The following is a 23,498-nucleotide window of genomic DNA, read 5'->3' as shown; positions in this document are numbered from 1 at the left end:
CGGTCAGGAACCGACGCGCTCGATGATCAGCTCGCGGACCCGCTTGGCGTCGGCTTGCCCCTTGGTCGCCTTCATGACCGCGCCGACGATGGCGCCGGCCGCGGCCACCTTGCCGCCGCGGATCTTCTCCGCGACGTCCGGCTGCGCCGCCAGGGCCTCGTCGATCGCCGCGAGCAGCGCCGAGTCGTCCGAGACGACCTTCAGCCCTCGCTTCTCGACGACCTCACGCGGCTCGCCCTCGCCGGCGAGCACCCCCTGGACGACTTCCTTCGCCAGCTTGTTCGTCAGCTCGCCGGAGCTGACCAGCCCGATCACCTCGGCGACCTGCGCCGGGGTGATCGCCAGCTCGGCCAGCTCGACCTCGCGGGCGTTGGCCTCCTGGGCGAGGGTGTTGACCCACCACCCACGGGCCTCGTCCGGTGACGCGCCGGCCTCGACCGTGGCCGCGACGAGGTCGACGGCACCGACGTTCAGCAGGTCACGCAGGGCTTCGTCGGAAAGCGACCACTCCTGCTGGATCCGCTTCCGCCGTTCCGACGGCATCTCCGGCAGCGTCCCGCGCAGCTCCTCGACCCATTCGCGCGACGGCGCGATCGGGACCAGGTCGGGCTCCGGGAAGTACCGGTAGTCCTCCGCGGTCTCCTTCGTCCGGCCCGACGACGTCGTGCCGTCGGCCTCCTGGAAGTGCCGCGTCTCCTGCTTGATCGAACCGCCCTCGGCGAGGATCGCCGCCTGCCGCGTCATCTCGTAGCGGACGGCGCGCTCGACGCTGCGCAGCGAGTTGACGTTCTTCGTCTCGGTGCGGGTGCCGAACTCGGTCGCGTCCTTCGCCATCAGCGAAACGTTGGCGTCGCACCGCAGCGACCCCTGGTCCATCCGGACGTCGGACACGTCGAGCGCGCGCAGCAGGTCCCGCAGCGCGCTCACGTACGCCCGCGCGACCTCGGGGGCTCGCTCGCCGGTGCCCTCGATCGGCTTCGTCACGATTTCGATCAGCGGCACGCCGGCCCGGTTGTAGTCGAGCAGCGAGTGCTCGGCGCCGTGGATCCGGCCGGTGGCGCCACCGACGTGCAGCGACTTTCCGGTGTCCTCCTCCATGTGCGCGCGCTCGATCTCCACGCGCACGATCTCGCCGTCGTCGAGCGTGACGTCGAGGTAGCCGTTGAAGGCGATCGGCTCGTCGTACTGCGAGGTCTGGAAGTTCTTCGGCATGTCCGGGTAGAAGTAGTTCTTCCGGGCGAACCGGCACCACTCGGCGATCTCGCAGTTCAGCGCGAGCCCGATCCGGATCGCGCCCTCGACGGCCTTGCCGTTGAGGGCCGGCAGCGCGCCGGGCAGGCCCAGGCAGGTCGGGCACACCTTCGTGTTCGGCTCGCCGCCGAACTCGTTGGCGCAGCCGCAGAACATCTTGGTGTTCGTGTTCAGCTCGACGTGGACCTCGAGCCCGAGCACGGGGTTGAACCGCTCGACGACGTCGGCGTAGTCCATCAACTCGGCCACGGCAGTCACTTCGTTCCTCCCAGCTCCGGGACCTTGTGGATGAGAGCCCCACCGGCGGCGGCGTCGCGGGCGGCCTCGTAGGCGGCGCCGACCCGGTAGAGCCGGTCGTCGGCCAGCGCCGGGGCCATGATCTGCAGGCCGACCGGCAGCCCGTCCTCGTCGGACAAGCCGCTCGGCACGCTCATCGCGGCGTTGCCAGCCAGGTTCGACGGGATCGTGCACAGGTCGGCGAGGTACATCGCCATCGGGTCGTCGACGCGCTCGCCGATCTTGAACGCCGTGGTGGGCGTCGTCGGCGACACGAGGACGTCGACCTGCTGGAAAGCGGCGTCGAAGTCGCGCGTGATCAGCGTGCGCACCTTCTGCGCCGAGCCGTAGTAGGCGTCGTAGTAGCCGGACGACAACGCGTACGTGCCGAGCATGATGCGCCGCTTGACCTCGGCGCCGAAGCCCTTCTCCCGCGTCAGCGACATGACCTCTTCGGCGCTGTGCGTGCCGTCGTCGGCGACGCGCAGGCCGTAGCGCATGGCGTCGAACCGCGCGAGGTTCGACGAGCACTCGCTCGGCGCGATCAGGTAGTACGCGGGCAGCGCGTAGACGAAGTTCGGACAAGACACCTCGACGACGTCCGCGCCGAGCGCCCGCAGCTGCTCGACCGCGGCCTGGAACGACCGCAGCACGCCCGGCTGGTAGCCGTCGCCGCCGAACTCCTTCACGACGCCGACCTTGACACCCTTGAGGTCACCGGTCATGCCCTGACGGGCGGCGGCGACCACGGGCGGCACCGGCGCGTCGATGGAGGTCGAGTCCCGCGGGTCGTACCCGGCGATGACCTCGTGCAGCAGGGCGGCGTCGAGCACCGTCCGCGCGCAGGGCCCGGCCTGGTCGAGTGAGGACGAAAAAGCGACAAGGCCGTAGCGCGACACCCCGCCGTAGGTCGGCTTGACCCCGACGGTCCCGGTGACCGACCCGGGCTGCCGGATCGACCCGCCGGTGTCGGTACCGATGGCGATGGCCGCTTCGAACGCCGCGATCGACGCCGACGAGCCACCACCCGACCCGCCCGGGATGCGGGCGTGGTCCCACGGGTTGTGCGTCGGGCCGTACGCCGAGTTCTCGGTCGACGAGCCCATGGCGAACTCGTCCATGTTCGTCTTGCCGAGGATGACGACACCGGCCTCGCGCAGCTTGCGCGTCACGGTCGCGTCGTACGGCGGGATCCAGCCTTCGAGCGTTTTCGAACCACAGGTCGTCGGCACGCCCTCGGTGGTCAGGACGTCCTTGAGCGCGAGCGGCACACCAGCGAGCGCCGACGCGGGCGCGTTGCCGTCGGCGAGACCCTCGTCGACGGCCTTGGCGGCGGCCAGCGCGCCCTCGGTGTCGACGTGCAGGAACGCGTGGATGTGGTCGTCGACCTCGGCGATCCGGTCCAGGTGCGCCTGCGTGACCTCGACCGCGGACACCTCGCGCGCGTGGATCTTCTCCGCCAGCTCCGCGGCGGTCAGCTTGATGAGTTCGGTCACTGCTCTTCCCCCAGGATCCGCGGCACCCGGAACCGGCCGTCTTCGGCGGCCGGCGCCCCGGCCAGCGCCTGCTGCTGCGAGAGCCCGGGGACGACGACGTCCTGTCGGAAGACGTTCGTCAGCGGCACGGCGTGCGACGTCGGCGGCACCTCGTCGGCGGCGACCTCGCTTACCTTGGCCACCGAGTCCAGGATCTGGTCGAGCTGGCCGGCGAAGACGTCGAGCTCGTCGTCGGTCACGGCCAGCCTGGCCAGCTTCGCGAGGTGCGCGACCTCGTCTCGGGAAATGTTGGGCACGCGGGTGACTCCCGGGTTGTGCTGTGCGGGTTGTCTCGGAAGCTGCAAGTCTATGGTGGCGATGCGGGCGGACTCGACTGGGTTACGCCCGGCGCAGGCCGGCTGCCGTCCGGCGACGCTCGCGTCCCGCCCGGCGGACAGCGGGTCCCGCGAGCCGGGTGGGTCTGTCACAATCGGCGACCGGCATCGAGCGTCCCACGGCAAGGCTGGGACGCCAGAGGTGAGAGGGGCGCGTGGTGTCGTTCCTGATCCGGGTCATCCTTCCGGACAGCCCGGGGACCCTCGGCGCGGTCGCCACGGCCCTCGGCACGGTAGGCGCCGACATCCTCAGCGTGGACGTCGTCGAACGCGGCACGGGCGTCGCCGTCGACGACCTGGTGGTCGAGCTGCCGTCGGGACGCTTGCCCGACGCGCTGATCACGGCGGCGGAGAGTGTCGAAGGCGTCGAAGTGGACGCGGTCCGTCCCTACGCGGGCGTGCTCGACACGCATCGTGAGCTCGAACTCGTGGAGGAAATCGCCGCGCAGCCGAAGAGCGGCCTCGACATCCTGGCGGAGGGCGTTCCGCGGATCGTGCGGGCCGGTTGGGCGATGATCGTCGAACACTCCGAAACCGGCGCGGTCCGGCTGGCTTCGTCCAGCGCGGCACCGGAGACGCCGATCACCGACCTGCCCTGGCTGCCGCTCGAACGCGCGACGGTCCTCGACGGCGAGGAAGCCTGGATCCCGGAGACGTGGAAAGAGCTCGGCACGGAGCTGGCCGCGACCCCGCTCGGCAAACCGGGCAAAGCACTCCTGGTCGCTCGTCCCGGCGGCCCGGCCTTCCGCGCGGCCGAGGTCGCCCGGCTCGCCCACCTGGCCGGGATCGTCGCGGTCGTCCTCGACGGCTGACACGTTGCCGGGCAAGGGGACGAGGTCGTCCCCTTGCCCGGACCGATCCCAGGTCAGACGTCGATCTGGTAGGCGATCAGGGTGACCTGCGGAGACACCTGCCAGTCCCGCTCGGCCAGGCGCGCGAAGCCGAGCCGCTCGTAGAGCCGGTGCGCGCTGCGCATCCCTTCCTGGCTGCTCAGCACGACCTTGCGCGCGCCCAGCTCCCGTGCGCGGTCGAGCACGGCCCTGGTCAGGGCCTCACCGATGCCACGTCCGCGCGCCGACGGCGCTACCGCGAGCATCCGGAACTCCAGCTCGCCCGGCCGCGACACCTCGGCGTAGTCGGATTCCGGACGCACGACGGTCACGGTGCCGAGCACCTCCCCCGTGTCGTCGACGGCAACGAGCACCTCGGCCTGTCGGACCCGCCGCGCGACGTCGCGCAGCTCTACGTCGTACCCCATGCCGGCGACCAAGTGACCGTCGGTGTCGTAGGCCTGCACGGTGACCTCACCCGCCGCGGCGTACTCCTCCGGCCGGGGCGGCCGGATCTCGACATCAGCCATTCGTTCCCCCGGGTTCTTCTTCGGCGCTCTCGTCGCCGGTCGGCAGCGCCACTTCCCGCGCCGCCTCGGGGCCCTGCTCCAGCAGGACGCGGAAGCCGGCTTCGTCGAGCACCGGCACCTTGAGCTGCACCGCCTTGTCGTACTTCGAACCAGGCGAGTCCCCGACGACGACGAACGCGGTCTTCTTCGAGACCGACCCCGCGGCCTTGCCGCCGCGGGCCATGATGACCTCCTTGGCTTCGTCGCGGGAGAAGCCGTCGAGCGAGCCCGTCACCACGATCGAGAGCCCTTCGAGGTTGCGCGGGATCGAATGATCGCGCTCCTCTTCCATCCGGACGCCGGTGCGCCGCCACTTTTCGACGATCTCCCGGTGCCAGCCGACCTCGAACCACTCCTGCGTCGCGCGGGCGATGGTCGGGCCGACGCCGTCGACGTCGGCCAGCTCTTCCTCGGTGGCCTGCTCGATCCGCTCGATCGAGCCGAACTCCCTGGCCAGCGCCTGTGCCGCGGTCGGCCCGACGTGCCGGATCGACAGGGCGACCAGCACCTTCCACAGCGGCCGGTCCTTGGCCACGTCGAGGTTGGCGAGCAGTTTTCGCGCGTTCGCCGACAACTCGCCCGCCTTGGTGCGGAACAGCTCGACCTCGGCGAGGCTGTCCTCGTTCAGGTCGAAGACGTCGCCCTCGTCGGCGACCACCCGCGCGTCGAGCAGCGCGACAGCCGCCTCGTACCCGAGGACCTCGATGTCGAAGGCGCCACGCCCGGCCAGGTGAAAGAGCCGCTCCCGCAGCTGCGCGGGACAGAACCGGGTGTTCGGGCAGCGGATGTCCTTGTCGCCTTCCTTCTGGTAGGCGAGCTCCGTGCCGCATTCCGGGCAGTGGGTGGGCATGACGAACTCGCGTTCGTCGCCGGTGCGCGCGTCCACCACCGGCCCGAGGACCTCGGGGATGACGTCGCCGGCCTTCCGGATGACGATCCGGTCGCCGATGAGCACGCCCTTGCGCTTGACCTCCTCCTGGTTGTGGAGGGTGGCCCGGGCCACCGTCGACCCCGCGACCTTGACCGGCTCGGTGACCGCGAACGGTGTCACCCGTCCGGTGCGCCCGACACCGACCTGGATGTCCAGCAGCTTGGTGACCGCCTCCTCCGGCGGGTACTTGTAGGCAATCGCCCACCGCGGCGCGCGCGACGTCGTGCCCAGCCGCCGCTGCAGCGTCACCTGGTCGACCTTGATGACCACGCCGTCGATCTCGTGCTCGGCGTCGTGCCGGTGCTCGCCCCAGTAGGCGATGTGGCCGGTGAGCTCGTCGGCCGACGTCAGGACCTTGCTGTGCGGCGACACCGGCAGCCCCCACGCGGCCAGCGCGTCGTAAGCCTCCGATTGGCGCTGCGGTTCGAAGCCCTCGCGCTTGCCGAGCCCGTGGCAGATCAGCCGCAGCCGCCGCTCGCGGGTGATCTTGGGGTCCTTCTGGCGCAGGGACCCGGCCGCGGTGTTGCGCGGGTTCGCATACGGCGGCTTGCCGGCTTCGACCATCTTCGCGTTCAGCTCGAGGAAGTCCTCGACGCGGAAATAGACCTCGCCCCGCACCTCCACCAGGGCGGGCACCGGAAACTGGGCGGTGCCGGTCAGCGTCTGCGGTACCTGGTCGAGGGTGCGGACGTTGAGCGTGACGTCCTCCCCCGTCCGGCCATCACCCCGGGTGAGCGCCCGGGTGAGGTGACCGTTCTCGTAGAGGAGGTTGATCGCCAAGCCGTCGATCTTCAGCTCGGCGAGGAACTCGGTCCGCCCGACCTCCTTCTCGACGCGCTCCACCCAGGCCAGGAACGCGTCCTGGTCGAAGACGTTGTCCAGGCTGAGCATGCGCTCGAGGTGGTCGTGCGCGGTGAACTCGGTCGAGAACGTGCCCCCGACGCGCTGGGTCGGCGAATCGGGCGTGACCAGCGCCGGGTGCGCTTCCTCCAAGCGCTGCAGCTCACCGAGCAGCTCGTCGAACTGCCCGTCGGAGATGATCGGCGAGTCCAGGACGTAGTAGCGGAACTGGTGGTCACGCAGTTCCTCAGCGAGGGCGCTGTGCCTCTCACGAACGTCGGCCGGGACGTCGGTGACGTCCTCGGCGGCGACCGGGGCGTCGACCGCCGCGACCTGGTCCTGGGGAAGTTCGGTGCTGCTCACGGGTGGTAACCCTAGCCGGAGGCACCGACATTTTCGGCCGGTCCGCTGCCCAGTCCGCGGACCAGGTCACGGAACTCCAGAAGAGTGATCGCACCGGCGGGCTCGGCCTCGGCGGTCTCGACGCGCCGTAACCGTTCGGCGGCGAGCCGTTCACCCAATGTCGCGTCGAGAGGCAGGAACGTCATGGTTTGCCGGGTGGCTTCGTCGAGGTCGCCGAACCCCGGGTGGAAGACGGCGACGTCGACGACCTGCTCGGCGTCGTCCACCTGGACGACGACCCGGACATCGGCCAGCGCGATCCGGTGCTCGCCGAGGTTCACCGTGACCTCGGTCGGATCGGGCACGGGCGGGACCGAGTCGTGGTACTCCCAGATGGCGTCGTCCGGCGGGGCGGCAGCCCGCCACGCGTCGGTGAACGGCCGCAGGTCCGGATCCTCCTGGCCAGTCACGACCAGGGCGTAGATCGCCTGGCGGCCACGCTCGAGCGAGAAGTGCAACCGCGGGTGCAGCGCCTCGACGAGCCGGCAGAGCTCGTGCTCGACGCGATGGGGCTCGCCCTCGCCCAGCGCCGCGCTGACCATCGGGAGCAGGTCGAACCAGCCGTGCCAGAACGCCTCCGCGGCGGCCGCCGGGTCCTCCGGCACGTGCTGCTCGGGCCACGCCGTCCGTGGGTCGGGCGGGTCGGCGACGGTGTTCTTGCGGCGGAACAGGCGCATGGTCAGGAAAGGTCCTCGTTCGGTCGGCTACCCGACACGCTACTGGCCGGCCGGGACGGACGTCGGCCGTTGCCGGATTTCCGTCACCAGCCTTCCGGCGGCTCCACGAAGGCTTTGCCGAGATCACGGGTCAACGCGAGCGCACGGCGCATCCAGTCCGGCGTCGCGCCCGCGAGGCCGCAGGTGGGGGTGGGCACCGCCCGCTCGGCGAGGACACTGCGGTTGAAGCCGAGCCGGTCGGCCAGCCGGAATGCCGGCTCGCCGATGTCCTTCAAGCTCGGCGGAGACCCGGGAGCCGTCGTCGGAACTGCGCCCAGGAACAGCGTCGCCCCGCTGTCCCACACTTCGCCGATCTCGTCGAGGAAGGCGGCGGACGCACCACCGAGCGCGGCGAGATCGAACGCCAGGGCATCCGCGCCCGCCTCGCGCAGCAGTCCGAGTGGCGGTTTCGCGGCGCAGCAATGCAGGATCACCGGCTGGTCTGTGATCCGCCGGGCGCCCTCGATCACGGTGGTGAGCAGGTGACGGGCCTCAGGCGCCGGAACCGCCGCGACGTTCCCGTAGCCGGACGGCGTCGACAGAGCACCGGCCAGCACCGCGGGCAACGACGGCTCGTCGAACTGGACGACCACCGGCGCTCCGATCCTCGCCCGCACTTCCGCGACGTGTTCGGCGAGGCCGTCCAAGAGGGACGACGTGAAGTCTCGCAACGCGCCACGATCGGTCAGCACCCGATGGCCACGGGGCAGCTCGATCCCGGCACCGAGCGTCCACGGTCCCGCCAGCTGAATCTTGAAGACCGGAGGCGTGACGCCGGCTTTTTCCCGCGCCTCCTGCAGCGCGTCGAGATCCCAGCGAAGGAGGTCGACGGCCCGGCGGTGCTCGTGGCCGGCCCGGTCCGCGACGCGATAACCGCTGGGCACGACGTCGACGGCCAGGTCGACCAGCAGCGCGGCGGTCCGGCCGAGCATGTCCGCCCCGACGCCGCGGGCCGGTAGCTCGGGCAGATGGGGGAAGTCGGGCAGCTCGCCGAACACGACCGCCGCCGCCTCCGCGGGATCGGTACCCGGCATCGAACCGATCGCCGTCGCGGCACCGTTGGGCCAAAGTCGCTCACTCACGACCGCCGATTCTGGTCGACCGGCCGCGGACGACGGTGACCGGGCTGCCGCACCAGGCCGCCGGGATGCGGACATTCACCGCATTTCCGTTCGGGGCCACCACGAACAGGTCTCCGCCGATAGGCTGATCGGCCATGACGAGTTCGCCACCGCAACCGGGCTGGTATCCCGACGCGCGGGACCCCCGTCTGCACCGCTGGTGGGACGGCCAGGCCTGGACGGCCAACACCCGGCCGGTCCACCAGTCCCCACCACCGAGCGACTCCGAGCCGATCGAGCTGGACATCGAGCGCCCTCACGACCCGGCCCGGATCCAGGACCAGGTCAACCGCGCGACGCGTGGCCGAGGTGGTGCGCGCAACGGCGGCGGAACTCTGTTCACCGAGCCGGTCCTGGTGGTCAACCAGCGCGCCAAGCTGATCGAGATGGCCAACGAGTTCGGCGTCTTCGACCAGCACGGCAACCGGCTGGGAGGGGTCGTCGAGGTCGGCCAGAGCACGCTGAAGAAGGCGATTCGGCTCCTCACCAACTACGACCAGTTCCTGACCCACAAGTTCGAGGTCCGCGACGCCAACCACAGCACCGTCCTCAAGGTCACCCGGCCAGCGAAGGTGTTCAAGTCGCGGTTCCTCGTCACGAGGGCCGACGAGACCCCGATCGGCGAAATCGTCCAGGAGAACGTCTTCGGGAAGATCCGGTTCGGCTTCGTCGTCGACGGCCGCTCGGTCGGCGGCATCTTCGCCGAGAACTGGCGTGCCTGGAACTTCTCGATTCGCGACCACGCCGGCACCGAGGTCGCCCGGGTGACCAAGACGTGGGGCGGATTCCTCAAAGCCGCCTTCACCACGGCCGACAACTACGTCGTGGAGATCCCCAACCCGCTTCCGGATCCGCTCGCCAGCATGGTGGTCGCCGCAGCCCTCACGATCGACACTGCCTTGAAGCAGGACACCGACTGATCGAGTGACCGGCGTCTCATCTTCTCCAGGTGGACAGCGGGCCCGGCACGGCTCAGGGTGAAGAAGAGGCCGGGACGCCGCAGTCTCGCCGGGACGGAGGTCACCGTGGAACCGTTGCCGGAAAGCAGCGACAGGAACTGGACCGAGCCCGGGATCTACGAGGTCTCCGCCGGCGTCTACCGGATTCCGTTGCCCTTGCCCAACGACGGCCTGCGCGCGGTCAACGTCTACGCAGTCACCGACGGCGAGAAGCTGGTCCTCGTCGACTCCGGCTGGGCGCTGGCTGTGGCCCGGCAGCAGCTCGCGAACGCTCTCGGCGGGATCGGCGCCGAACTCGCCGACGTCAGCGAGTTCCTGGTCACCCACGTGCACCGTGACCACTATTCGCAGGCTGTGGTCCTTCGTCGCGAATTCGGCTCGAAGATCGCCCTCGGCCAGGACGAAGAGCCGTCTCTCAAAGCCTCGGGAAATCCCGACCGCCTGCCCATGGAGGCACAGGTCGATCTGTTGTTCCAGGCCGGCGCCGGCGACGTCGTCGAAGCGCTGGCTCGCGAGTTCGGCACGAACCGGCGGCACACGGAAGCCGACCTCTGGGAAGCGCCCGACGAATGGCTGACATCGGGCCGGCGGCCGATCCTGCCCGGCCGTGAGTTCGAGGTCGTCGCCACGCCCGGACACACCGCGGGACATGTCGTCTTCGTCGACGACACCGCCGAGCTGTTGTTCTCCGGTGACCACGTACTGCCGCACATCACGCCTTCGATCGGGTTCCAGCCGGTGCCGGCCGAGTTGCCGCTCAACGACTTCATCGAGTCGCTGCGCCTGGTGCGCGCCATGCCGGATCGTCGGCTGCTTCCCGCGCACGGACCAGTGGCCGAAAGTGTCCACACCCGGGTCGACGAGCTGCTGGAACATCATCGGCAACGTCTCGAGACGACGGGCTCGCAGATCGCGGCCGGTGCGAGCACCGCGTACGAAGTCGCGCACCGGATCGGCTGGACGCGCCGCAATCGCAAGCTGTCCGAAATGGACTCGTTCAACCAGATGCTGGCGGTGCTCGAAACCGCGGCGCACCTCGACCTGCTGGTCGCACAAGGCAAACTGAACGCCCAGGTCGTCGACAGAATTCGGCATTACACGATGGTCTGAAGGACACAAGTGGGCACCGTGGGCAGCAGCTCGCGGTAGTTACGATCGTCGCCCAGCTTCCTGCATACTGGGCGCAATGGATGTCATCAGACGTGCCCGGGCAACGGACATCGAGGCGCTCGTGCGCCTGTTCGGCGCACCGGGTGAGCCGCTGGCAGCCGCGCTCAACGAGCTCATGAACACCCCTCACGTGACGCTCGTCGTAGCCGAGGACGACAACGGCGTCGCCGGAACCGCACAACTGACCGTGTTGCGAGGGCTCGCCTGGGAAGGCGCCACCCGTGGACTGCTGGAGGGCATCCGCGCCGCCCGGCGCGGCGTGACGAGCGCGCTCCTGACGTGGGGGATCGACGAAGCCCGCCGGCGAGGTTGCACCCGCCTGCACCTGGATTCCGGCTTTACCCGCGGCGACCTGCGAGACTTCTACGCACGCTTCGGATTCGAACACAGCTACCAAGGATTCACCCGAGCCCTGTGATACTGGCGCCGTGACCGACTACACCATCCGCAGGGCACGGCGTCACGACATCGGTGCGATCGTGCACATGTTGGCAGACGACCAACTCGGCGCGACCCGGGACGACCCCGGCAACCTCGATCCGTACCTGCGCGCCTTCGACGATATTGACGCGGACCCGAATCAGCTCCTGGTGGTTGCCGTCGCCGAGGGCGAGCCAGTCGGGACCTTGCAGCTGACGATCATTCCCGGCCTGGCCCGACGTGGCTCGCTGCGCGGGCAGATCGAGGCCGTGCGGATCCGTGCCGATCACCGCGGTTCCGGGCTCGGCACCGGCATCATGGAGTGGGCGATCGACGAGTCACGACGACGCGGGTGCTCCCTCGTGCAACTCACGTCGGACATCTCCAGGACGGAAGCGCACCGATTCTACGAGCGGCTCGGATTCACACCGAGCCACACGGGGTTCAAGTTCAAGCTCTGAGTAGCGATATCGCCGACTCACAGCCGGATCAAGTCTGTCCACTTCAGACATCTCTCGTCAAACCTCCTACCGGGACAGCAACGCGGACGCCCACGCACGCGAACGATTCACAATCAATTGGAGTACGTCAAGTCCCGATGGGCGCGAACGGACCGTTCGCTCCCTTCTACCACCCTTTCCATCGAATCCCGGTGACTTTCCTCGTGGGCCGTCGTACGGTCGGACTCATGGCACCTTCACAACCAGTCCACGAGCTTTCCCCTGCGACTGAACTCCAGAACACCGACGACAAGCTCCCATTCATGCTGCAATCGGTCCGGTCCGAGCCGGATACGTTGCAGCGCATGAAAGACGACCAGCTCATCGATCTCATCCGCGATACCGACGCCGAAATTTCCAAGCTGCAAGCCCTTCAGCTGAGAGCGATCGCCGACCTCAGCGTGCGCCGGAGACGGGCGCCCAGCGCGTCTTCGGAAGTCGCGTTGGCCTTGTCGATAACGGAACACCGCGCCAGTGCGATTGTTTCCGCGGCCAACGCCCTGATCGCCCGTCTCCCGCGCATGCTCAATCTCATGGACGACGGCAGACTCGACCTCTATCGCGCCATGAAGGTCACGGATGCGACAGCCTGGCTGTCAGGAGATCATGTAAGCGTCGTCGACGCGGCGCTCGAGGACCGGGTTCCGGGCCGGAACGCCACCCAGGTCCGCCGGGCCGCGGCTTACGCGGCCGCGAAGGTCGATCCGGAAGGGGCCGCGCTCCGCACTGAGCGCAAGTTCGTCGAACGGCGATTCGCCTTGCACCACCAGGACACCGGCGTGACCCATTTGTCGGTCAACAACGCACCCACCGAGAAGGCGACCGCCGCCTACGCTCGCATCGACCGGGCCGCTCGAGCGCTGAAAACTGCGGACGAGCCCCGAACGCTGGATCAGCTCCGGGCGGACGTGGCCATGGATCTGCTGCTCAGTGGGACAGGTGGGCCGAGTGAGCGCACCGAGGTGTTCCTGCACGTCGATCTAGAGACCTACCTCAACCTCAACGAATCCCCGGCAGCCTTGGCCGGCCGCGGCCCCATCGCGGCTTCAGTGGCCCGCCACATCATCGGCGGACCCGACACGACGCTGCGACGGGTCCTCACCGACCCACGCACTGGTCAGGCGGTCGAGCTTTCCCCGACGCGCTACCCGCTCAAGGGGGACGAGTTCATCCGGGTCCGGGACCAGGAGTGCCGGCAACCCGGCTGCACGCGGCCCGCGCAGAATTGCGGGATCGAAGCGACTCGCACGAAGGGCAAGGCCGAAGGAGCCGCAGATCAGCCGATCACCTACTGCTCGCGGCACCGCAGGCTGAAGGGGCAGCCCGGCTGGGACTACGAGGTCACCTCAAACGGCACTGTGAACGTCGCGACACCTGCCGGACAGGTGCATTCGACAACGCCACCGTCGCTGAACCCAGGTCGCCGTCGGCCGAACCGAATCCTCAAGAAGCCGCTGAATTGACCGTGGTCAGCGGGTACCGGAGATCTTCGCACTGCCTAAGACGACGTCCCCGCCCTCGGGATCCGGGCGATAGAGCACGACGACCTGGCCCGGGGCGACCCCCCGGAGCGGCTCACGCAGGTGCACCGTCATGGTGTCGGAGTCCACGTCGGCGACCGCGTCGGTGATGCCGCCGTGGGCCCTGACCTGCACGACGCACTCGGTCGGCTCGGTCAGGGGGCGTCCGCTGGGCCAGATCGCGCGATCAGCCTCGATCATCTTGACGCCGAGCCCGGCCACGGAGCCGACCTTTACCGAACCCGACACCGGTTCGAGTGACAGGACGTACCGGGGACGGCCATCGGGCGCCGGAGCGTCGATCCCCAGGCCCTTGCGCTGACCAACCGTGAATCCGTGCACGCCGGTGTGCCGCCCGAGAACCGCACCAGTCTCGGCGTCCACGAGCTCGCCCGGGCGCTGTCCGAGCCGGTTCTCCAGGAACTTCTTGGTGTCGCCGTCGGGGATGAAGCAGATGTCATGACTGTCCGGCTTGTTGGCGACGGAAAGGCCTCGTCGCTCCGCTTCGGCCCGCACGTCGGTCTTCCACGAGTCACCGAGGGGGAACATGGCGTGACTGAGCTGCTCCGCCGTGAGAGAGGCGAGGACGTAGGACTGATCCTTGCCGCTGTCCGCACTGCGACGCAGCTCAGGCACGCCGTCTACCACGGAGAGGCGCGCATAATGGCCTGTCGCGACGGCGTCGAATCCGAGCGCCATCGCCTTTTCGAGAAGTGCTTCAAACTTGATCTTCTCGTTGCAGGTGACGCACGGGTTAGGGGTGCGTCCGGCGGCGTACTCGCCGACGAAGGTCTCGACGACCTCTTCGGTGAAGCGCTCGGCGAAATCCCAGATGTAGAAAGGAATCCCGAGGATGTCAGCCGCCCGCCGGGCGTCGTGGGAGTCTTCGATCGTGCAGCATCCGCGTGAGCCGGTCCGCAAGGTTCCTGGTTTGGCCGACAGCGCCAAGTGCACGCCGACGACGTCGTGCCCAGCGTCGACCGCCCGTGCCGCGGCAACCGCCGAGTCGACTCCTCCGCTCATCGCGGCCAAAACCCGCATTGCCTTACACCTCTTGCTTCTGGGTCTGCTTGCGCATTCCGGCAAGTCCGGCCTGCCTGGCGCGCATGACGACGCCGCCGATCTCGGCTGCCACTGCCGCAACGTCCTCGGCGGTGGACGTGTGGCCGAGAGAAAAACGAAGGGAGCCCCGGGCCGCTGCCGGGTCGGCACCCATGGCGAGCAGTACGTGGCTCGGCTCGGCGACACCTGCCGTGCAGGCGGACCCGGTCGAACACTCGATGCCCTTGGCATCGAGCAGCATCAGCAGGCTGTCGCCGGCACACCCGGGGAATGTGAAGTGGGCGTGGCTGGGCAGCCGCTCGCCAGCTCCACCATTGAGAACGGCGTCGGGTACTTCGCGCTGGATGACCTCGATGAGCCCATCTCGGAGATCCTCGACGCGCTTCGCGTATTCAGCACGAGCCGCGACGCTGGTTCGGAAAGCAGTCGCGAAACCCACGATCGCCGGGACGTCCAGGGTGCCCGACCGGACGTTGCGTTCCTGACCTCCGCCGTGCAAAAGGGGCACGCATGTCACGTCGCGTCCCAGCAAAAGTGCGCCCACCCCGAATGGGCCACCGAGCTTGTGTCCGGTGAGGGTGAGCGCAGCGGCGCCGCTGGCCGCAAAGTCGACCGGGATGGCACCGACGGCCTGGACCGCGTCGGTGTGGAACGGGACATCGAACTCCGCGCAGACCGCGGCCAGGTCAGCGATCGGATTGATCGTGCCGACCTCGTTGTTCGCCCACATCACGGTCGCCAGCGCCACGGTTTCGGGATCCGCCGCGATGGCGGCACGGAGAACATCAGGCGAGACCCGCCCCGCACCGTCCACTTCGAGGAGAACGACCTCGGCACCGCAGTGAGCTTCAAGCCATTCGACGGTGTCGAGCACAGCGTGGTGCTCCGCGGCACCGCACAGAATGCGACGACGCTGTTCCTGCTGCTCTTGGCGGGCCCAGTAGATGCCCTTGATCGCGAGGTTGTCGCTCTCCGTGCCGCCGCCGGTGAAGATCACTTCGGAGGGGCGAGCGCCAAGGGCTTCAGCGATGGTCTCGCGAGCTTCTTCGACCATCCGCCGAGCCCGGCGGCCCGAAGAATGCAAGGCGGAGGCGTTGCCCACGGTGGACAGCGCCTCGGTCATCGCCGCTATGGCTTCCGGCAACATCGGAGTGGTCGCCGCGTGGTCGAGATAGGTCATCGCCTCTTCAGGGTAGTCCGCTCCGGCGCGTGACGAAGCCCACCCTGGTCGTCGAAGTGGGCTGTCACACCTTTGACGGCCACCGTCCGGTCAGCCGGACACCCAGCAGCGCGAGCGCGACCAAAGCCATCGTGAGCAGGGCCATCGCCGGTGAGGGATCGAGAACCGAGCCGACTGCACCGAGCAGGACACCGCCCAAGCCGATGAGCAGGGCCGAGCCCACCCAGTCCGCGAGCTGCATTGCCGAGGTGTTGAACCCGCGCTCACCTTCCGGTGAGTAGCGGAGCAGCAGGACGGAGGTCGCGGGCATCGCGATGCCCATGCCTGCGCCGCCGACGACGCAGGCCACGAACGCCGGCCAGCCAGGGAACCACGGTTGCGACACCAAGCCGAAGCAGACGAGACCCGTCGCGACCAGCCAGAACCCGGTGCGCAGCGATGCCTCTCTCGACCAGCTGAGGTAGCGCCCTTGCGCTGCTGAGGCCGCGGACCAGCCCAAAGCCGTGATCGTCAGCGGCAGACCGGCAAGAGCCGGGCTGTAGCCGTGGACCGCGCTCATCGTCAGAGGGAGGTACGCCTCCATCCCGGCGTAGGCCCCGGCGATCAGAGCACGGGCGGCTACGACCGTCGGCAGGCCGGGACGGGAGGTCAACGTCCCGGCCGGCAGCAGCGCCCGCAGGGCGTACCCCAGAGCCACGAGCCCGACCGTGCCGTAGCCGAGGGCCAGGAGCGACTGGTGCTGGGCCGCCCATGTCAATGCCGCGACTCCGAGCGCGGCGATGATCGCTTGGGGGACGCTCGCGCGGCGACCGCCCGTGGCGGGCGTATGGGTAGGCAAGCGCCGGACGACCACCACCAGCATGATCACGCCGACGGCCACGAGCGGGACCAGGCCGAGGAAGACCCACCGCCAGCCGGCACTGACCGTCACGACTCCGGCGACCGAAGGCCCGATGACCGCGGGCAGGACCCAGGCGGCGGCGTTCGCTGCGTAGATCACCGGGCGTTCGTGGTCGGTGAACGTGAGTGCGATCAGGAGCGCGACGGAAACCAGGAGCAGCCCGGAGCCGAAGCCCTGCAGCGCGCGACCGAGGAGGAAGACCGGCATTCCACCCGCCGTCCCGGCGACGACCAGGCCGGCCGCGAACAGCACGGGTCCCGCCAGCAGTGCCGGCGCAGGGCCGCGGCGGTCGCCGATCCGGCCGGAAAGTACCGTCGCCACGACGCTGGAAATCAGGAAGATCGTGAACGGCCACGCATAAAGTGATAGCCCGTGGAGGTCGGCGACCAGGGTCGGCATCGCCGTCGCGACGCCCATGTTCTCGAACGCGACCAACGTGACCACGAGCAGCAGCGCGATCGTGGTCAGCCGGTGTTCCGCACTCCAGAGCACGCTCCGTCGACGAGGTGCCGAGTCGATCGTCGAGGCCATGATGTGCAGCCTGCAATCTCCAGCACAGTGGAGGTCAAGCAGGTCAGGCGGAGCGGCGCGGGCCCAGCTCGGCGAAGAACCGGCTGAGCAACTGGGTGGGGATCCATGATCCGGTGGCCTGCTCGTCCGGCCGGTGAACACCGCTCGTCCGGGCGGTTCGGCGGGGCCGCCGGGCGAGTTGACTCCGCGGGGAGGACATTCGACCATGCAAGGTCCCATACGAAGGAGCGCAGAGAAATCATGCGAGCGATCACCTTTTCCACCTACGGCGGACCGGACGTCCTGCAGCTGTCCGACGTGCCGGTACCGGAGCCCGGCCCCGGGCAGGTGCGGCTGAGCGTCCGGGTCGCCGGGGTCAACCCGATCGACTGGAAGATCCGCAGCGGTGCCATGCGGCAGAACTTCGAGGTGCCCTTCCCGCACATCCCCGGTCTCGAGGTCGCCGGGGTCGTCGACGCCGTCGGTGAAGGCGCGGACTTCGCCGTGGGCGACGAGGTGTTCGGCTGGTCCGAGAGCGGCGCCTACGCCGAGTACGCGTTGGCGAAGACGGTCGCGCCGAAACCGGCGGCTCTTTCCTGGGCGGACGCGGCGGCGGTGCCGGTCGCCGGGGAGACAGCGCTTCGCGCTCTCGGACTGCTCGGTGTCCGCGAGGGCGAAACGCTGCTGATTCACGGCGCCAGCGGCACGGTGGGCCGGTTCGCCGCTCAGGTCGCCGTTGCTCGGGGCCTTACCGTCATCGGCACCGGTGGGAGCCGGAGCCTCGACGACCTGAAGTCGTTGGGCGTCGTTCCCGTGCTCTACGGCGATGGCTGGCTGGAACGCGTCCGCGAGGTCGTGTCCGGGCCGGTCGACGCCGTGTTCGACGCCGCCGGCCACGGGGTGCTGCCGGCGTCGGTCGAGCTGCGGGGCACGAAGGACCGGATCCTCACCATCGCCGACGGCGCCGCGTTCGAGCTGGGCATCCCGTTCACCAGCATGGGTGAGCAGACGCGCGAAGTGCTGACCGAAATCGCCGGCTGGGTCACCGAGCGTGGGGTCCGCGTCGCGCAAGGCCGGAGCTATCCGCTCGCCGAGGCGGCCGCGGCGCAGATCGAGAGCGAGGGCGGGCACCCCGGCGGGAAGCTGACGATCGCCGTCGGCTGAACGTCGCGAATGTTCCGCGGGACTCGGGCCGGGCAGGAGGGGCTTCCGGATTCGGCGGGCTGAACGGTGAACGGGACCCGTCGCCGGATGGGCAAACGGGTCCCGAACCCACCGCCGAGAACCAGCCGACAGTCAACCCGGGCCTGTCGCCGGATCGCGGCGACAGGGCCCGGATCACTTCGCGGGAGGCGAAGCCAGTGGCGCCTTCTGCCCGCGTGGGGCCCGGCGTCGTTGCTGGACCGGGATCTGCACCGTGCCCAGCGCGGAGTGGACAGCCGCCTCGGCGAGGGCGGCCAGTTCGCGGCGGGTCTCCGCGCGGCCCGGGGCGATCTCCGGGCAGATGTGGACCTCCAGCACCAGGCGACGCAAAGCCGCGACCCGGCGCAGCGAAGCGATCAGCGACTCCGGGCCGATGAACGCCGGGCGGCTCGTCTCGCGGCCGTCGGCGAGGCGATACCTCAGCGCGATGGGGCGTACCGGGACGCCGCCGTCGATGGCCGCCTGGAACGTCGCCGTCGTGAAGCGGCCCGACGCCAGGCCGCACCACGTCGTGCCCTCCGGCGTCACGCTCACCAGCGAACCCGTGCGCAGCGCCGTGGCCAGCTCGGCCATCGTGGCGGGCAGCGTCGTCAGGCGCTCCCGGTCGAGGAAGATGCTGCCGCCGCGGCGGACCAGGCCGCCCAGCACCGGCCAGCCCGCGATCTCCTTCTTCGCCAGCGCGCGCATCGGGCGGAGCGCGTTGATCGCCACGATGTCCAGCCACGAGATGTGGTTGTTGACCACCAGGGCACCACGGCCGGCCGGGGCGGTCAGGAAGTCGGCGCCACCCCGGATGTCCAACCGGACGCCGAACGCGCGCAGCACGCCGCGGAAGATCAGCCGGAGCAGCCGGTCCCGGCCCGGCGCCACCAGCAGCAACGGCGTCGAGAGCAGCGCCGAAAGGACGGCGAAGATCCCCGCGGCGAAACGCAGGATCCGGCGGGGGACGCCGACCACCGGGTCGTCGGCGGTGAGGCAGCCGTCGCCGCACGGCGAGGATGGCATCCAGGCGTGGCTCATACCTGGACCCCGAGGAAGAACTTCAGGTACCGCTCGTCGACGTTGTGCAGGTCCAGCACGACGAAGAAGTCCGCGACGCCGAAGTCGGCGTCGAGCGCCGGTGGTCCGTAGGCCTTGGCGCCGAGCCGGACGTACCCCTTGATCAGCGGCGGCAACGCGGCTCGTGCCGGACGCTCGATGCCGGACGAGTCCCACGGGATCAGGGGCGAGACGCGCGTGGCCTCGTCCGAGTAGTGCTTGGTGCGCAGGATGTCCCACACGCCGGCGGCGACGGAACCGCCGTCCACCAGGGGGACGGAGGCGCAGCCGGCGAGGTAGCGGTGGCCGGAAAGCAGCATGTAGCGGGCGATCCCGGCCCAGACCAGGCTGACGACGGCGCCGCTGCGGTGGTCCGGGTGCACGCACGACCGGCCGGTTTCGACCAGCGACGAGCGCAGGCCGTCGAGCGCGGTCAGGTCGAATTCGCTGTCGGCGTACAGCTTCCCGGCCTGGGCGGCGCGCTCCGGTGGCAGCATCCGGTAGCAGCCGACGATGTCGCCGGTGTTGTCGTCCCGGACCACGAGGTGGTCGCAGAACTCGTCGAACTCGTCGACGTCGAGGCCGGGGGTGAGGGAGTGCAGGCGTGCGCCCATCTCCTCGGCGAAAACCCGGTGGCGCAGTTTTTGCGCGGCGACCACTTCTTCGTTCGCGTGGGCGACGAGAAGGGAGTACCGGGCAGCGTCCGTGGCGGGCTCGGCGCCCGCCTGATCAGTGCTGACGAGGAGCTGTGACGTCGTCATGGTCAAGGTTTACCTGCGCGGAGGAAGCCGCGGAGAGTGCCATCCGATGACCGATTAGTGCACGTTCAGTTAATGGCGGGTTCTCAGGCTCCTCTCAGGTGCCGGAAACGCGCGAAGGGCCTTCCGGGACGTCCCGGAAGGCCCTTCGGGCTCGAAGATCAGCCCTTGCGCTTCTCGACCGCTTCGGTCAGCTGCGGCGCGACGTTGAACAGGTCGCCGACGATGCCGAAGTCGGCGATCTCGAAGATCGGCGCCTCCGGGTCCTTGTTGACGGCGATGATCGTCTTCGACGTCTGCATGCCGGCGCGGTGCTGGATCGCGCCGGAGATGCCCAGCGCGATGTACAGCTGCGGCGACACGGTCTTGCCGGTCTGGCCGACCTGGAACTGCGCCGGGTAGTAGCCGGAGTCGACGGCGGCGCGCGAGGCGCCGACAGCCGCGCCGAGCGAGTCGGCCAGCTTCTCGACGACGTCGAACTTCTCCGCCGAGCCCACGCCGCGGCCACCGGAGACCACGATCGAGGCCTCGGTCAGCTCGGGGCGGTCACCGCCGGTCACCGGCTCGACGCCGGTGATGCGCGTGGCCTTCGCCGCGTCGACGGCGGGGAGCTCAACGGTCTCCTCGGCCGCCGCGCCCTCGGCGGGCTCGGCCTCGACCGCGCCCGGGCGGATGGAGACGACCGGCGCGCCCTTCGCGGACTTGGACTTGACCGAGAACGCGCCACCGAAGATGGACTGGTCGATGACGCCGTCGCCGTTGACGCCCACGGCGTCGTAGATCAGGCCGGAGCCCAGGCGCACGGCCAGGCGGGCCGCCACCTCCTTGCCTTCGCCGCTGGCGGTGACCAGGACGGCGGCCGGGGACGCCTGCTGCGCCAGCGCGGCGAGCACGTCCACCTTCGGCGTGACCAGGTAGTTCGCGGCGTCGTCGCCTTCGGCGACATACACCTTGGCGGCGCCGTGCGAAGCCAGCGCCTGCTTCGCCTTGGCGGCGGTGCCGGTCGGGCCGACGACGACGGCCGACGGCTCACCGAGCGCGCGGGCGGCGGTCAGCAGTTCGAGCGTGACCTTCTTGACCTCACCGTCGACGTGGTCGACGAGGACGAGTACTTCAGCCATGTTCTTGATTCCTCCTCGAAGAGCCGTTGTCAGATGAGCTTCTGGCCGACCAGGTACTCGGCGACCTTGGTGCCGCCGTCGCCCTCGTCTTCGACCTTCTCACCGGCGGTGCGCGGCGGCTTCGGCGAGGATTCGGTCACGGCGGACCATGCGTTGGCGAGGCCGACCTCGCCCGCGTCGATGCCCAGGTCGGCGATGGTGAACGTCTCGACCGGCTTCTTCTTCGCGGCCATGATGCCCTTGAAGGACGGGTAACGCGGCTCGTTGATCTTCTCGCCGACGCTCACCACCGCGGGCAGGGTCGCCTCGAGGCGGGTGAGGCCGTCCTCGGTCTCGCGGACGGCCTTGATGGTCGTCCCGTCGACCGTGACCTCGCGGGCGTAGGTGACCTGCGGCAGGCCGAGCAGCTCGGCGAGGATCGCGGGGACGGCGCCGCCGCGGCCGTCTGAGGACTCGTTTCCGGCGATGATCAGGTCGAAGTCTTCGACCTTCGCGATCGCGGCGGCGAGCACCTTCGCGGTGGCGATCGCGTCGGAGCCGTGCAGTGCCTCGTCGGAGACGTGGATGGCCTTGTCGGCGCCCATGGACAGGGCCTTGCGGATGGCGTCGGTCGCGCGGTCCGGGCCCACCGAGATCACGATGACCTCGCCCTCGCCGGCTTCCTTGATCTTCAGCGCCTCTTCGACGGCCTTCTCGTTGATCTCGTCGAGCACGGCGTCGGCGGATTCGCGGTCAAGGGTGTGGTCGGACCCGTTGAGCTTCCGCTCCGAGTAGGTGTCCGGTACCTGCTTGACCAGGACGACGATGTTGGTCATGGGTCTGCTTCGACCTCCCGGTTCGTGGCCCGCGGTCGACCACGGGACAGTGCTCTACTGGCCGGTAGATTAGGGCCATTCGGGGCGCGCGACCCGTCGAGGTGACGCCATTCACCTGGATGCGCAATTTACCGGGACGATCGTCCCGACAGTTGACCGGTTACCTCTCCCGAAAGGCCGTTCGTCCGATCGGACCAACCACGGCCTACTCCCGGTAGGTCGACAAGGGTTAATCTCCGACACCATGCCCGCGCGCATCGCCGTCGTCACCGACTCGAGCTCCTGCCTTCCCGGCCCCGTCGCCGCCCGCTGGGCCATCGGGGTCGTCCAGATCCAGCTGAACCTGGGCAGCCACTTCGACGACGAAAACCGGTTCGACCGCGGCGAGGTGATCGACGCGATGAGAGCGGGGCAAGTGATCACCACGGCGCCCCCGGACCCGGGGGCGTTCTTCTGGACCTACCAGGAAGCGGTGGCCGCGGGCGCGACCGCCATCGTCAGCGTCCACATCTCCGGCCGCATGTCCGACACCGTCCGCGCGGCGCGGGAGGCCGCCCAGCAGGTCCGCATCCCGGTGCACATCCTGGACAGCCGCACCACCGGGATGAGCCTGGGCTTCGCCGCGGTGTCCGCGGCGCGAGCGGCCGCCGCCGGCGCGGACGCCGGGCGCGTCATCGAAGCCGCCGAACGTCGCTGCACCACGAGCACCGAGTTCATCTACGTCGACACGCTGGAGTACCTCCGGCGGGGCGGCCGGATCGGCGCCGCGCAGGCGATGCTCGGCAGCGCGTTTTCGATCAAGCCGCTGCTCACGGTCAAGGACGGCGAGGTCGCGCCGCTGGCCCGCGTCCCCGGCACGCGACGGGCGCTGGCCAAGATGGTGGACCTCGCGGTGAAGAAGTCCGGCGGTTTCCGCGCCGACATCGCCGTGACCCGGTTCGGCGCCAGCGACCACGACCTCGAGATCGGCAGGCAGATCGAACGCCGGGTGCCCGCCATGGTCGAGAGCATGGTCGTCGAGGCGAGCACGGTCATCGGCGCCCACCTCGGCCCCGGTTCGCTCGGCATCACGGTGTCGCCGGTGGGCTGACCCGCCGCCCGGGAAGCAGCAGGAGCACGAGCGGCACCACTACGCCGAGCCCGGTCGTCGCGACGATGAGGACCTGGTCGATCCGGTCGAAGTGGCCGACGTGGCCGAGGTGGTAGAGGAAGTGCGGCACGCCGAACAGCAGTGCCGAGACGGCGGCGAGCCGCGCGACCGCTGTGGTGCCGATCACGGCGGCTCCGATCAGCAGGGCCGCGAGCGCGAGGTTGAGGCCGCCGAAGTCACGGAGAAGGTGTTCGTTGAACGCGCCGTCCATGGCCACCCAGCCCGCGCGGAAGCCGGGAAAGTCCTGGTAGAAGCCGGTGGGCGACACCAGTGGCCAAATTCCGACCACGGCCTCGACCAAGCCGAAGACGACGAGCAGTACGCGGGTGATGGTCCGTTGCATGACCACGGAACGACACAGCGGGGCCGGGCGTGACACCCGCTA

At 69.4% G+C, this 23,498-nt stretch carries 23 protein-coding genes; 8 read left to right on the top strand and 15 right to left on the bottom strand.

Going from position 1 to position 23,498, the window contains the following annotated elements; genetic code table 11:
* Positions 1 to 3 precede the first annotated feature (3 nt).
* The 3 genes from gatB to gatC are packed head-to-tail and all read right to left on the bottom strand — an operon-like array spanning position 4 to position 3,319.
* Positions 4 to 1,509, bottom strand: coding sequence for an Asp-tRNA(Asn)/Glu-tRNA(Gln) amidotransferase subunit GatB (gene gatB, locus CF165_RS28805; RefSeq protein WP_093950727.1), 1,506 nt, complete (start codon positions 1,507 to 1,509; stop codon positions 4 to 6).
* Positions 1,506 to 3,023, bottom strand: a complete 1,518-nt coding sequence (gatA, locus tag CF165_RS28800) for an Asp-tRNA(Asn)/Glu-tRNA(Gln) amidotransferase subunit GatA (protein ID WP_093950726.1) — start codon at positions 3,021 to 3,023, stop codon at positions 1,506 to 1,508. Before gatA ends, gatB begins: the two co-directional genes overlap by 4 nt.
* Positions 3,020 to 3,319: an Asp-tRNA(Asn)/Glu-tRNA(Gln) amidotransferase subunit GatC gene (gatC, locus tag CF165_RS28795; RefSeq protein WP_093950725.1), complete on the bottom strand. Its 300-nt coding sequence runs from the start codon at positions 3,317 to 3,319 to the stop codon at positions 3,020 to 3,022. Before gatC ends, gatA begins: the two co-directional genes overlap by 4 nt.
* A gap of 236 nt (positions 3,320 to 3,555) precedes the next feature.
* Here gatC and CF165_RS28790 point away from each other — a divergent pair, with 236 nt between their 5' ends.
* Positions 3,556 to 4,209: an ACT domain-containing protein gene (locus tag CF165_RS28790; RefSeq protein ID WP_167441593.1), complete on the top strand. Its 654-nt coding sequence runs from the start codon at positions 3,556 to 3,558 to the stop codon at positions 4,207 to 4,209.
* Between the two features lie 53 nt (positions 4,210 to 4,262).
* Here the strand turns inward: CF165_RS28790 and CF165_RS28785 are convergent, their stop codons facing one another.
* From CF165_RS28785 to CF165_RS28770, 4 genes are all read right to left on the bottom strand, one after another.
* A complete protein-coding gene (locus CF165_RS28785; protein WP_093950723.1) occupies positions 4,263 to 4,757 on the bottom strand; it encodes a GNAT family N-acetyltransferase in 495 nt (164 codons plus the stop codon).
* The gene (gene ligA / locus CF165_RS28780; protein WP_093950722.1) at positions 4,750 to 6,930 is read right to left on the bottom strand and encodes an NAD-dependent DNA ligase LigA; all 2,181 of its coding nucleotides are present in this window, start codon (positions 6,928 to 6,930) and stop codon (positions 4,750 to 4,752) included. The genes CF165_RS28785 and ligA overlap by 8 nt, the downstream gene beginning before the upstream one ends.
* An 11-nt stretch (positions 6,931 to 6,941) precedes the next feature.
* The gene (locus CF165_RS28775; RefSeq protein ID WP_093950721.1) at positions 6,942 to 7,646 is read right to left on the bottom strand and encodes a hypothetical protein; all 705 of its coding nucleotides are present in this window, start codon (positions 7,644 to 7,646) and stop codon (positions 6,942 to 6,944) included.
* Positions 7,647 to 7,729: 83 nt separating this feature from the next.
* Positions 7,730 to 8,767, bottom strand: coding sequence for a uroporphyrinogen decarboxylase/cobalamine-independent methonine synthase family protein (locus tag CF165_RS28770; RefSeq protein ID WP_093950720.1), 1,038 nt, complete (start codon positions 8,765 to 8,767; stop codon positions 7,730 to 7,732).
* Between the two features lie 134 nt (positions 8,768 to 8,901).
* On the opposite strand from CF165_RS28770, the gene CF165_RS28765 reads away from it, so the two are divergent.
* The 5 genes from CF165_RS28765 to CF165_RS28745 all read left to right on the top strand — a co-directional run bounded on the left by CF165_RS28765 (position 8,902) and on the right by CF165_RS28745 (position 13,318).
* Entirely contained in the window at positions 8,902 to 9,726 is an 825-nt protein-coding gene (locus CF165_RS28765; protein ID WP_093950719.1) for an LURP-one-related family protein, read from the top strand.
* Positions 9,727 to 9,831: 105 nt separating this feature from the next.
* Positions 9,832 to 10,875, top strand: a complete 1,044-nt coding sequence (locus CF165_RS28760; RefSeq protein WP_093950718.1) for an MBL fold metallo-hydrolase — start codon at positions 9,832 to 9,834, stop codon at positions 10,873 to 10,875.
* A 76-nt stretch (positions 10,876 to 10,951) separates the two neighbouring features.
* Positions 10,952 to 11,353 (top strand): GNAT family N-acetyltransferase, encoded by a 402-nt coding sequence (locus CF165_RS28755; protein ID WP_093950717.1) that lies wholly within the window; start codon positions 10,952 to 10,954, stop codon positions 11,351 to 11,353.
* 10 nt (positions 11,354 to 11,363) lie between these two features.
* The gene (locus tag CF165_RS28750) at positions 11,364 to 11,816 is read left to right on the top strand and encodes a GNAT family N-acetyltransferase (protein ID WP_093950716.1); all 453 of its coding nucleotides are present in this window, start codon (positions 11,364 to 11,366) and stop codon (positions 11,814 to 11,816) included.
* 302 nt (positions 11,817 to 12,118) lie between these two features.
* Entirely contained in the window at positions 12,119 to 13,318 is a 1,200-nt protein-coding gene (locus tag CF165_RS28745; RefSeq protein WP_240521842.1) for a DUF222 domain-containing protein, read from the top strand.
* Positions 13,319 to 13,324: 6 nt separating this feature from the next.
* On the opposite strand, the gene mnmA is transcribed toward CF165_RS28745, so the two are convergent.
* The 3 genes from mnmA to CF165_RS28730 form a co-directional block, all read right to left on the bottom strand.
* Positions 13,325 to 14,416 carry a tRNA 2-thiouridine(34) synthase MnmA gene (mnmA, locus tag CF165_RS28740; RefSeq protein WP_093950715.1) on the bottom strand — a complete coding sequence of 364 codons (1,092 nt, stop codon included), beginning with the start codon at positions 14,414 to 14,416 and terminating at the stop codon, positions 13,325 to 13,327.
* A 4-nt stretch (positions 14,417 to 14,420) separates the two neighbouring features.
* On the bottom strand, positions 14,421 to 15,617 hold the full coding sequence (locus tag CF165_RS28735) for a cysteine desulfurase family protein (protein WP_093950714.1): 1,197 nt from the start codon (positions 15,615 to 15,617) through the stop codon (positions 14,421 to 14,423).
* A 64-nt stretch (positions 15,618 to 15,681) separates the two neighbouring features.
* A complete protein-coding gene (locus CF165_RS28730) occupies positions 15,682 to 17,049 on the bottom strand; it encodes an MFS transporter (RefSeq protein WP_093950713.1) in 1,368 nt (455 codons plus the stop codon).
* Between the two features lie 240 nt (positions 17,050 to 17,289).
* Here CF165_RS28730 and CF165_RS28725 point away from each other — a divergent pair, with 240 nt between their 5' ends.
* Complete coding sequence (locus tag CF165_RS28725; RefSeq protein ID WP_093950712.1) at positions 17,290 to 18,192, top strand: NADP-dependent oxidoreductase; 903 nt, start codon at positions 17,290 to 17,292, stop codon at positions 18,190 to 18,192.
* Positions 18,193 to 18,366: 174 nt separating this feature from the next.
* Here CF165_RS28725 and CF165_RS28720 read toward each other — a convergent pair whose 3' ends face one another.
* The 4 genes from CF165_RS28720 to CF165_RS28705 form a co-directional block, all read right to left on the bottom strand.
* Entirely contained in the window at positions 18,367 to 19,251 is an 885-nt protein-coding gene (locus CF165_RS28720; RefSeq protein WP_093950711.1) for a lysophospholipid acyltransferase family protein, read from the bottom strand.
* The gene (locus CF165_RS28715; RefSeq protein ID WP_093950710.1) at positions 19,248 to 20,030 is read right to left on the bottom strand and encodes a GNAT family N-acetyltransferase; all 783 of its coding nucleotides are present in this window, start codon (positions 20,028 to 20,030) and stop codon (positions 19,248 to 19,250) included. Before CF165_RS28715 ends, CF165_RS28720 begins: the two co-directional genes overlap by 4 nt.
* 158 nt (positions 20,031 to 20,188) lie before the next feature.
* Complete coding sequence (locus CF165_RS28710) at positions 20,189 to 21,148, bottom strand: electron transfer flavoprotein subunit alpha/FixB family protein (protein ID WP_086846599.1); 960 nt, start codon at positions 21,146 to 21,148, stop codon at positions 20,189 to 20,191.
* 29 nt (positions 21,149 to 21,177) lie between these two features.
* The gene (locus CF165_RS28705) at positions 21,178 to 21,963 is read right to left on the bottom strand and encodes an electron transfer flavoprotein subunit beta/FixA family protein (protein ID WP_093950709.1); all 786 of its coding nucleotides are present in this window, start codon (positions 21,961 to 21,963) and stop codon (positions 21,178 to 21,180) included.
* A 244-nt stretch (positions 21,964 to 22,207) separates the two neighbouring features.
* On the opposite strand from CF165_RS28705, the gene CF165_RS28700 reads away from it, so the two are divergent.
* A complete protein-coding gene (locus CF165_RS28700) occupies positions 22,208 to 23,053 on the top strand; it encodes a DegV family protein (RefSeq protein WP_093950708.1) in 846 nt (281 codons plus the stop codon).
* On the opposite strand, the gene CF165_RS28695 is transcribed toward CF165_RS28700, so the two are convergent.
* Positions 23,031 to 23,456 (bottom strand): hypothetical protein, encoded by a 426-nt coding sequence (locus CF165_RS28695; RefSeq protein WP_167441592.1) that lies wholly within the window; start codon positions 23,454 to 23,456, stop codon positions 23,031 to 23,033. The two genes, CF165_RS28700 and CF165_RS28695, sit on opposite strands and share 23 nt — an antisense overlap.
* Between the last annotated feature and the right edge of the window lie 42 nt (positions 23,457 to 23,498).

The sequence above is a fragment of the Amycolatopsis vastitatis genome (genome assembly GCF_002234595.1).
Lineage (GTDB): Bacteria > Actinomycetota > Actinomycetes > Mycobacteriales > Pseudonocardiaceae > Amycolatopsis > Amycolatopsis vastitatis.
Note: the sequence above shows the minus strand (reverse complement) of the source record. Positions and strands in the feature narration are given on the sequence as shown.

Bases quoted from the DNA above. Each gene is read 5' to 3' on its own strand.
- CF165_RS28775 (WP_093950721.1), bottom strand. From the start codon at position 7,646: ATGCGCCTGTTCCGCCGCAAGAACACCGTCGCCGACCCGCCCGACCCA.
- CF165_RS28725 (WP_093950712.1), top strand. From the start codon at position 17,290: ATGCGAGCGATCACCTTTTCCACCTACGGCGGACCGGACGTCCTGCAG.
- CF165_RS28695 (WP_167441592.1), bottom strand. From the start codon at position 23,456: ATGCAACGGACCATCACCCGCGTACTGCTCGTCGTCTTCGGCTTGGTC.
- CF165_RS28705 (WP_093950709.1), bottom strand. From the start codon at position 21,963: ATGACCAACATCGTCGTCCTGGTCAAGCAGGTACCGGACACCTACTCG.
- CF165_RS28755 (WP_093950717.1), top strand. From the start codon at position 10,952: ATGGATGTCATCAGACGTGCCCGGGCAACGGACATCGAGGCGCTCGTG.
- CF165_RS28710 (WP_086846599.1), bottom strand. From the start codon at position 21,148: ATGGCTGAAGTACTCGTCCTCGTCGACCACGTCGACGGTGAGGTCAAG.
- CF165_RS28785 (WP_093950723.1), bottom strand. From the start codon at position 4,757: ATGGCTGATGTCGAGATCCGGCCGCCCCGGCCGGAGGAGTACGCCGCG.
- CF165_RS28735 (WP_093950714.1), bottom strand. From the start codon at position 15,617: ATGACCTATCTCGACCACGCGGCGACCACTCCGATGTTGCCGGAAGCC.
- mnmA (WP_093950715.1), bottom strand. From the start codon at position 14,416: ATGCGGGTTTTGGCCGCGATGAGCGGAGGAGTCGACTCGGCGGTTGCC.
- CF165_RS28765 (WP_093950719.1), top strand. From the start codon at position 8,902: ATGACGAGTTCGCCACCGCAACCGGGCTGGTATCCCGACGCGCGGGAC.
- CF165_RS28700 (WP_093950708.1), top strand. From the start codon at position 22,208: ATGCCCGCGCGCATCGCCGTCGTCACCGACTCGAGCTCCTGCCTTCCC.
- CF165_RS28730 (WP_093950713.1), bottom strand. From the start codon at position 17,049: ATGGCCTCGACGATCGACTCGGCACCTCGTCGACGGAGCGTGCTCTGG.
- CF165_RS28715 (WP_093950710.1), bottom strand. From the start codon at position 20,030: ATGACGACGTCACAGCTCCTCGTCAGCACTGATCAGGCGGGCGCCGAG.
- CF165_RS28720 (WP_093950711.1), bottom strand. From the start codon at position 19,251: ATGAGCCACGCCTGGATGCCATCCTCGCCGTGCGGCGACGGCTGCCTC.
- CF165_RS28745 (WP_240521842.1), top strand. From the start codon at position 12,119: ATGCTGCAATCGGTCCGGTCCGAGCCGGATACGTTGCAGCGCATGAAA.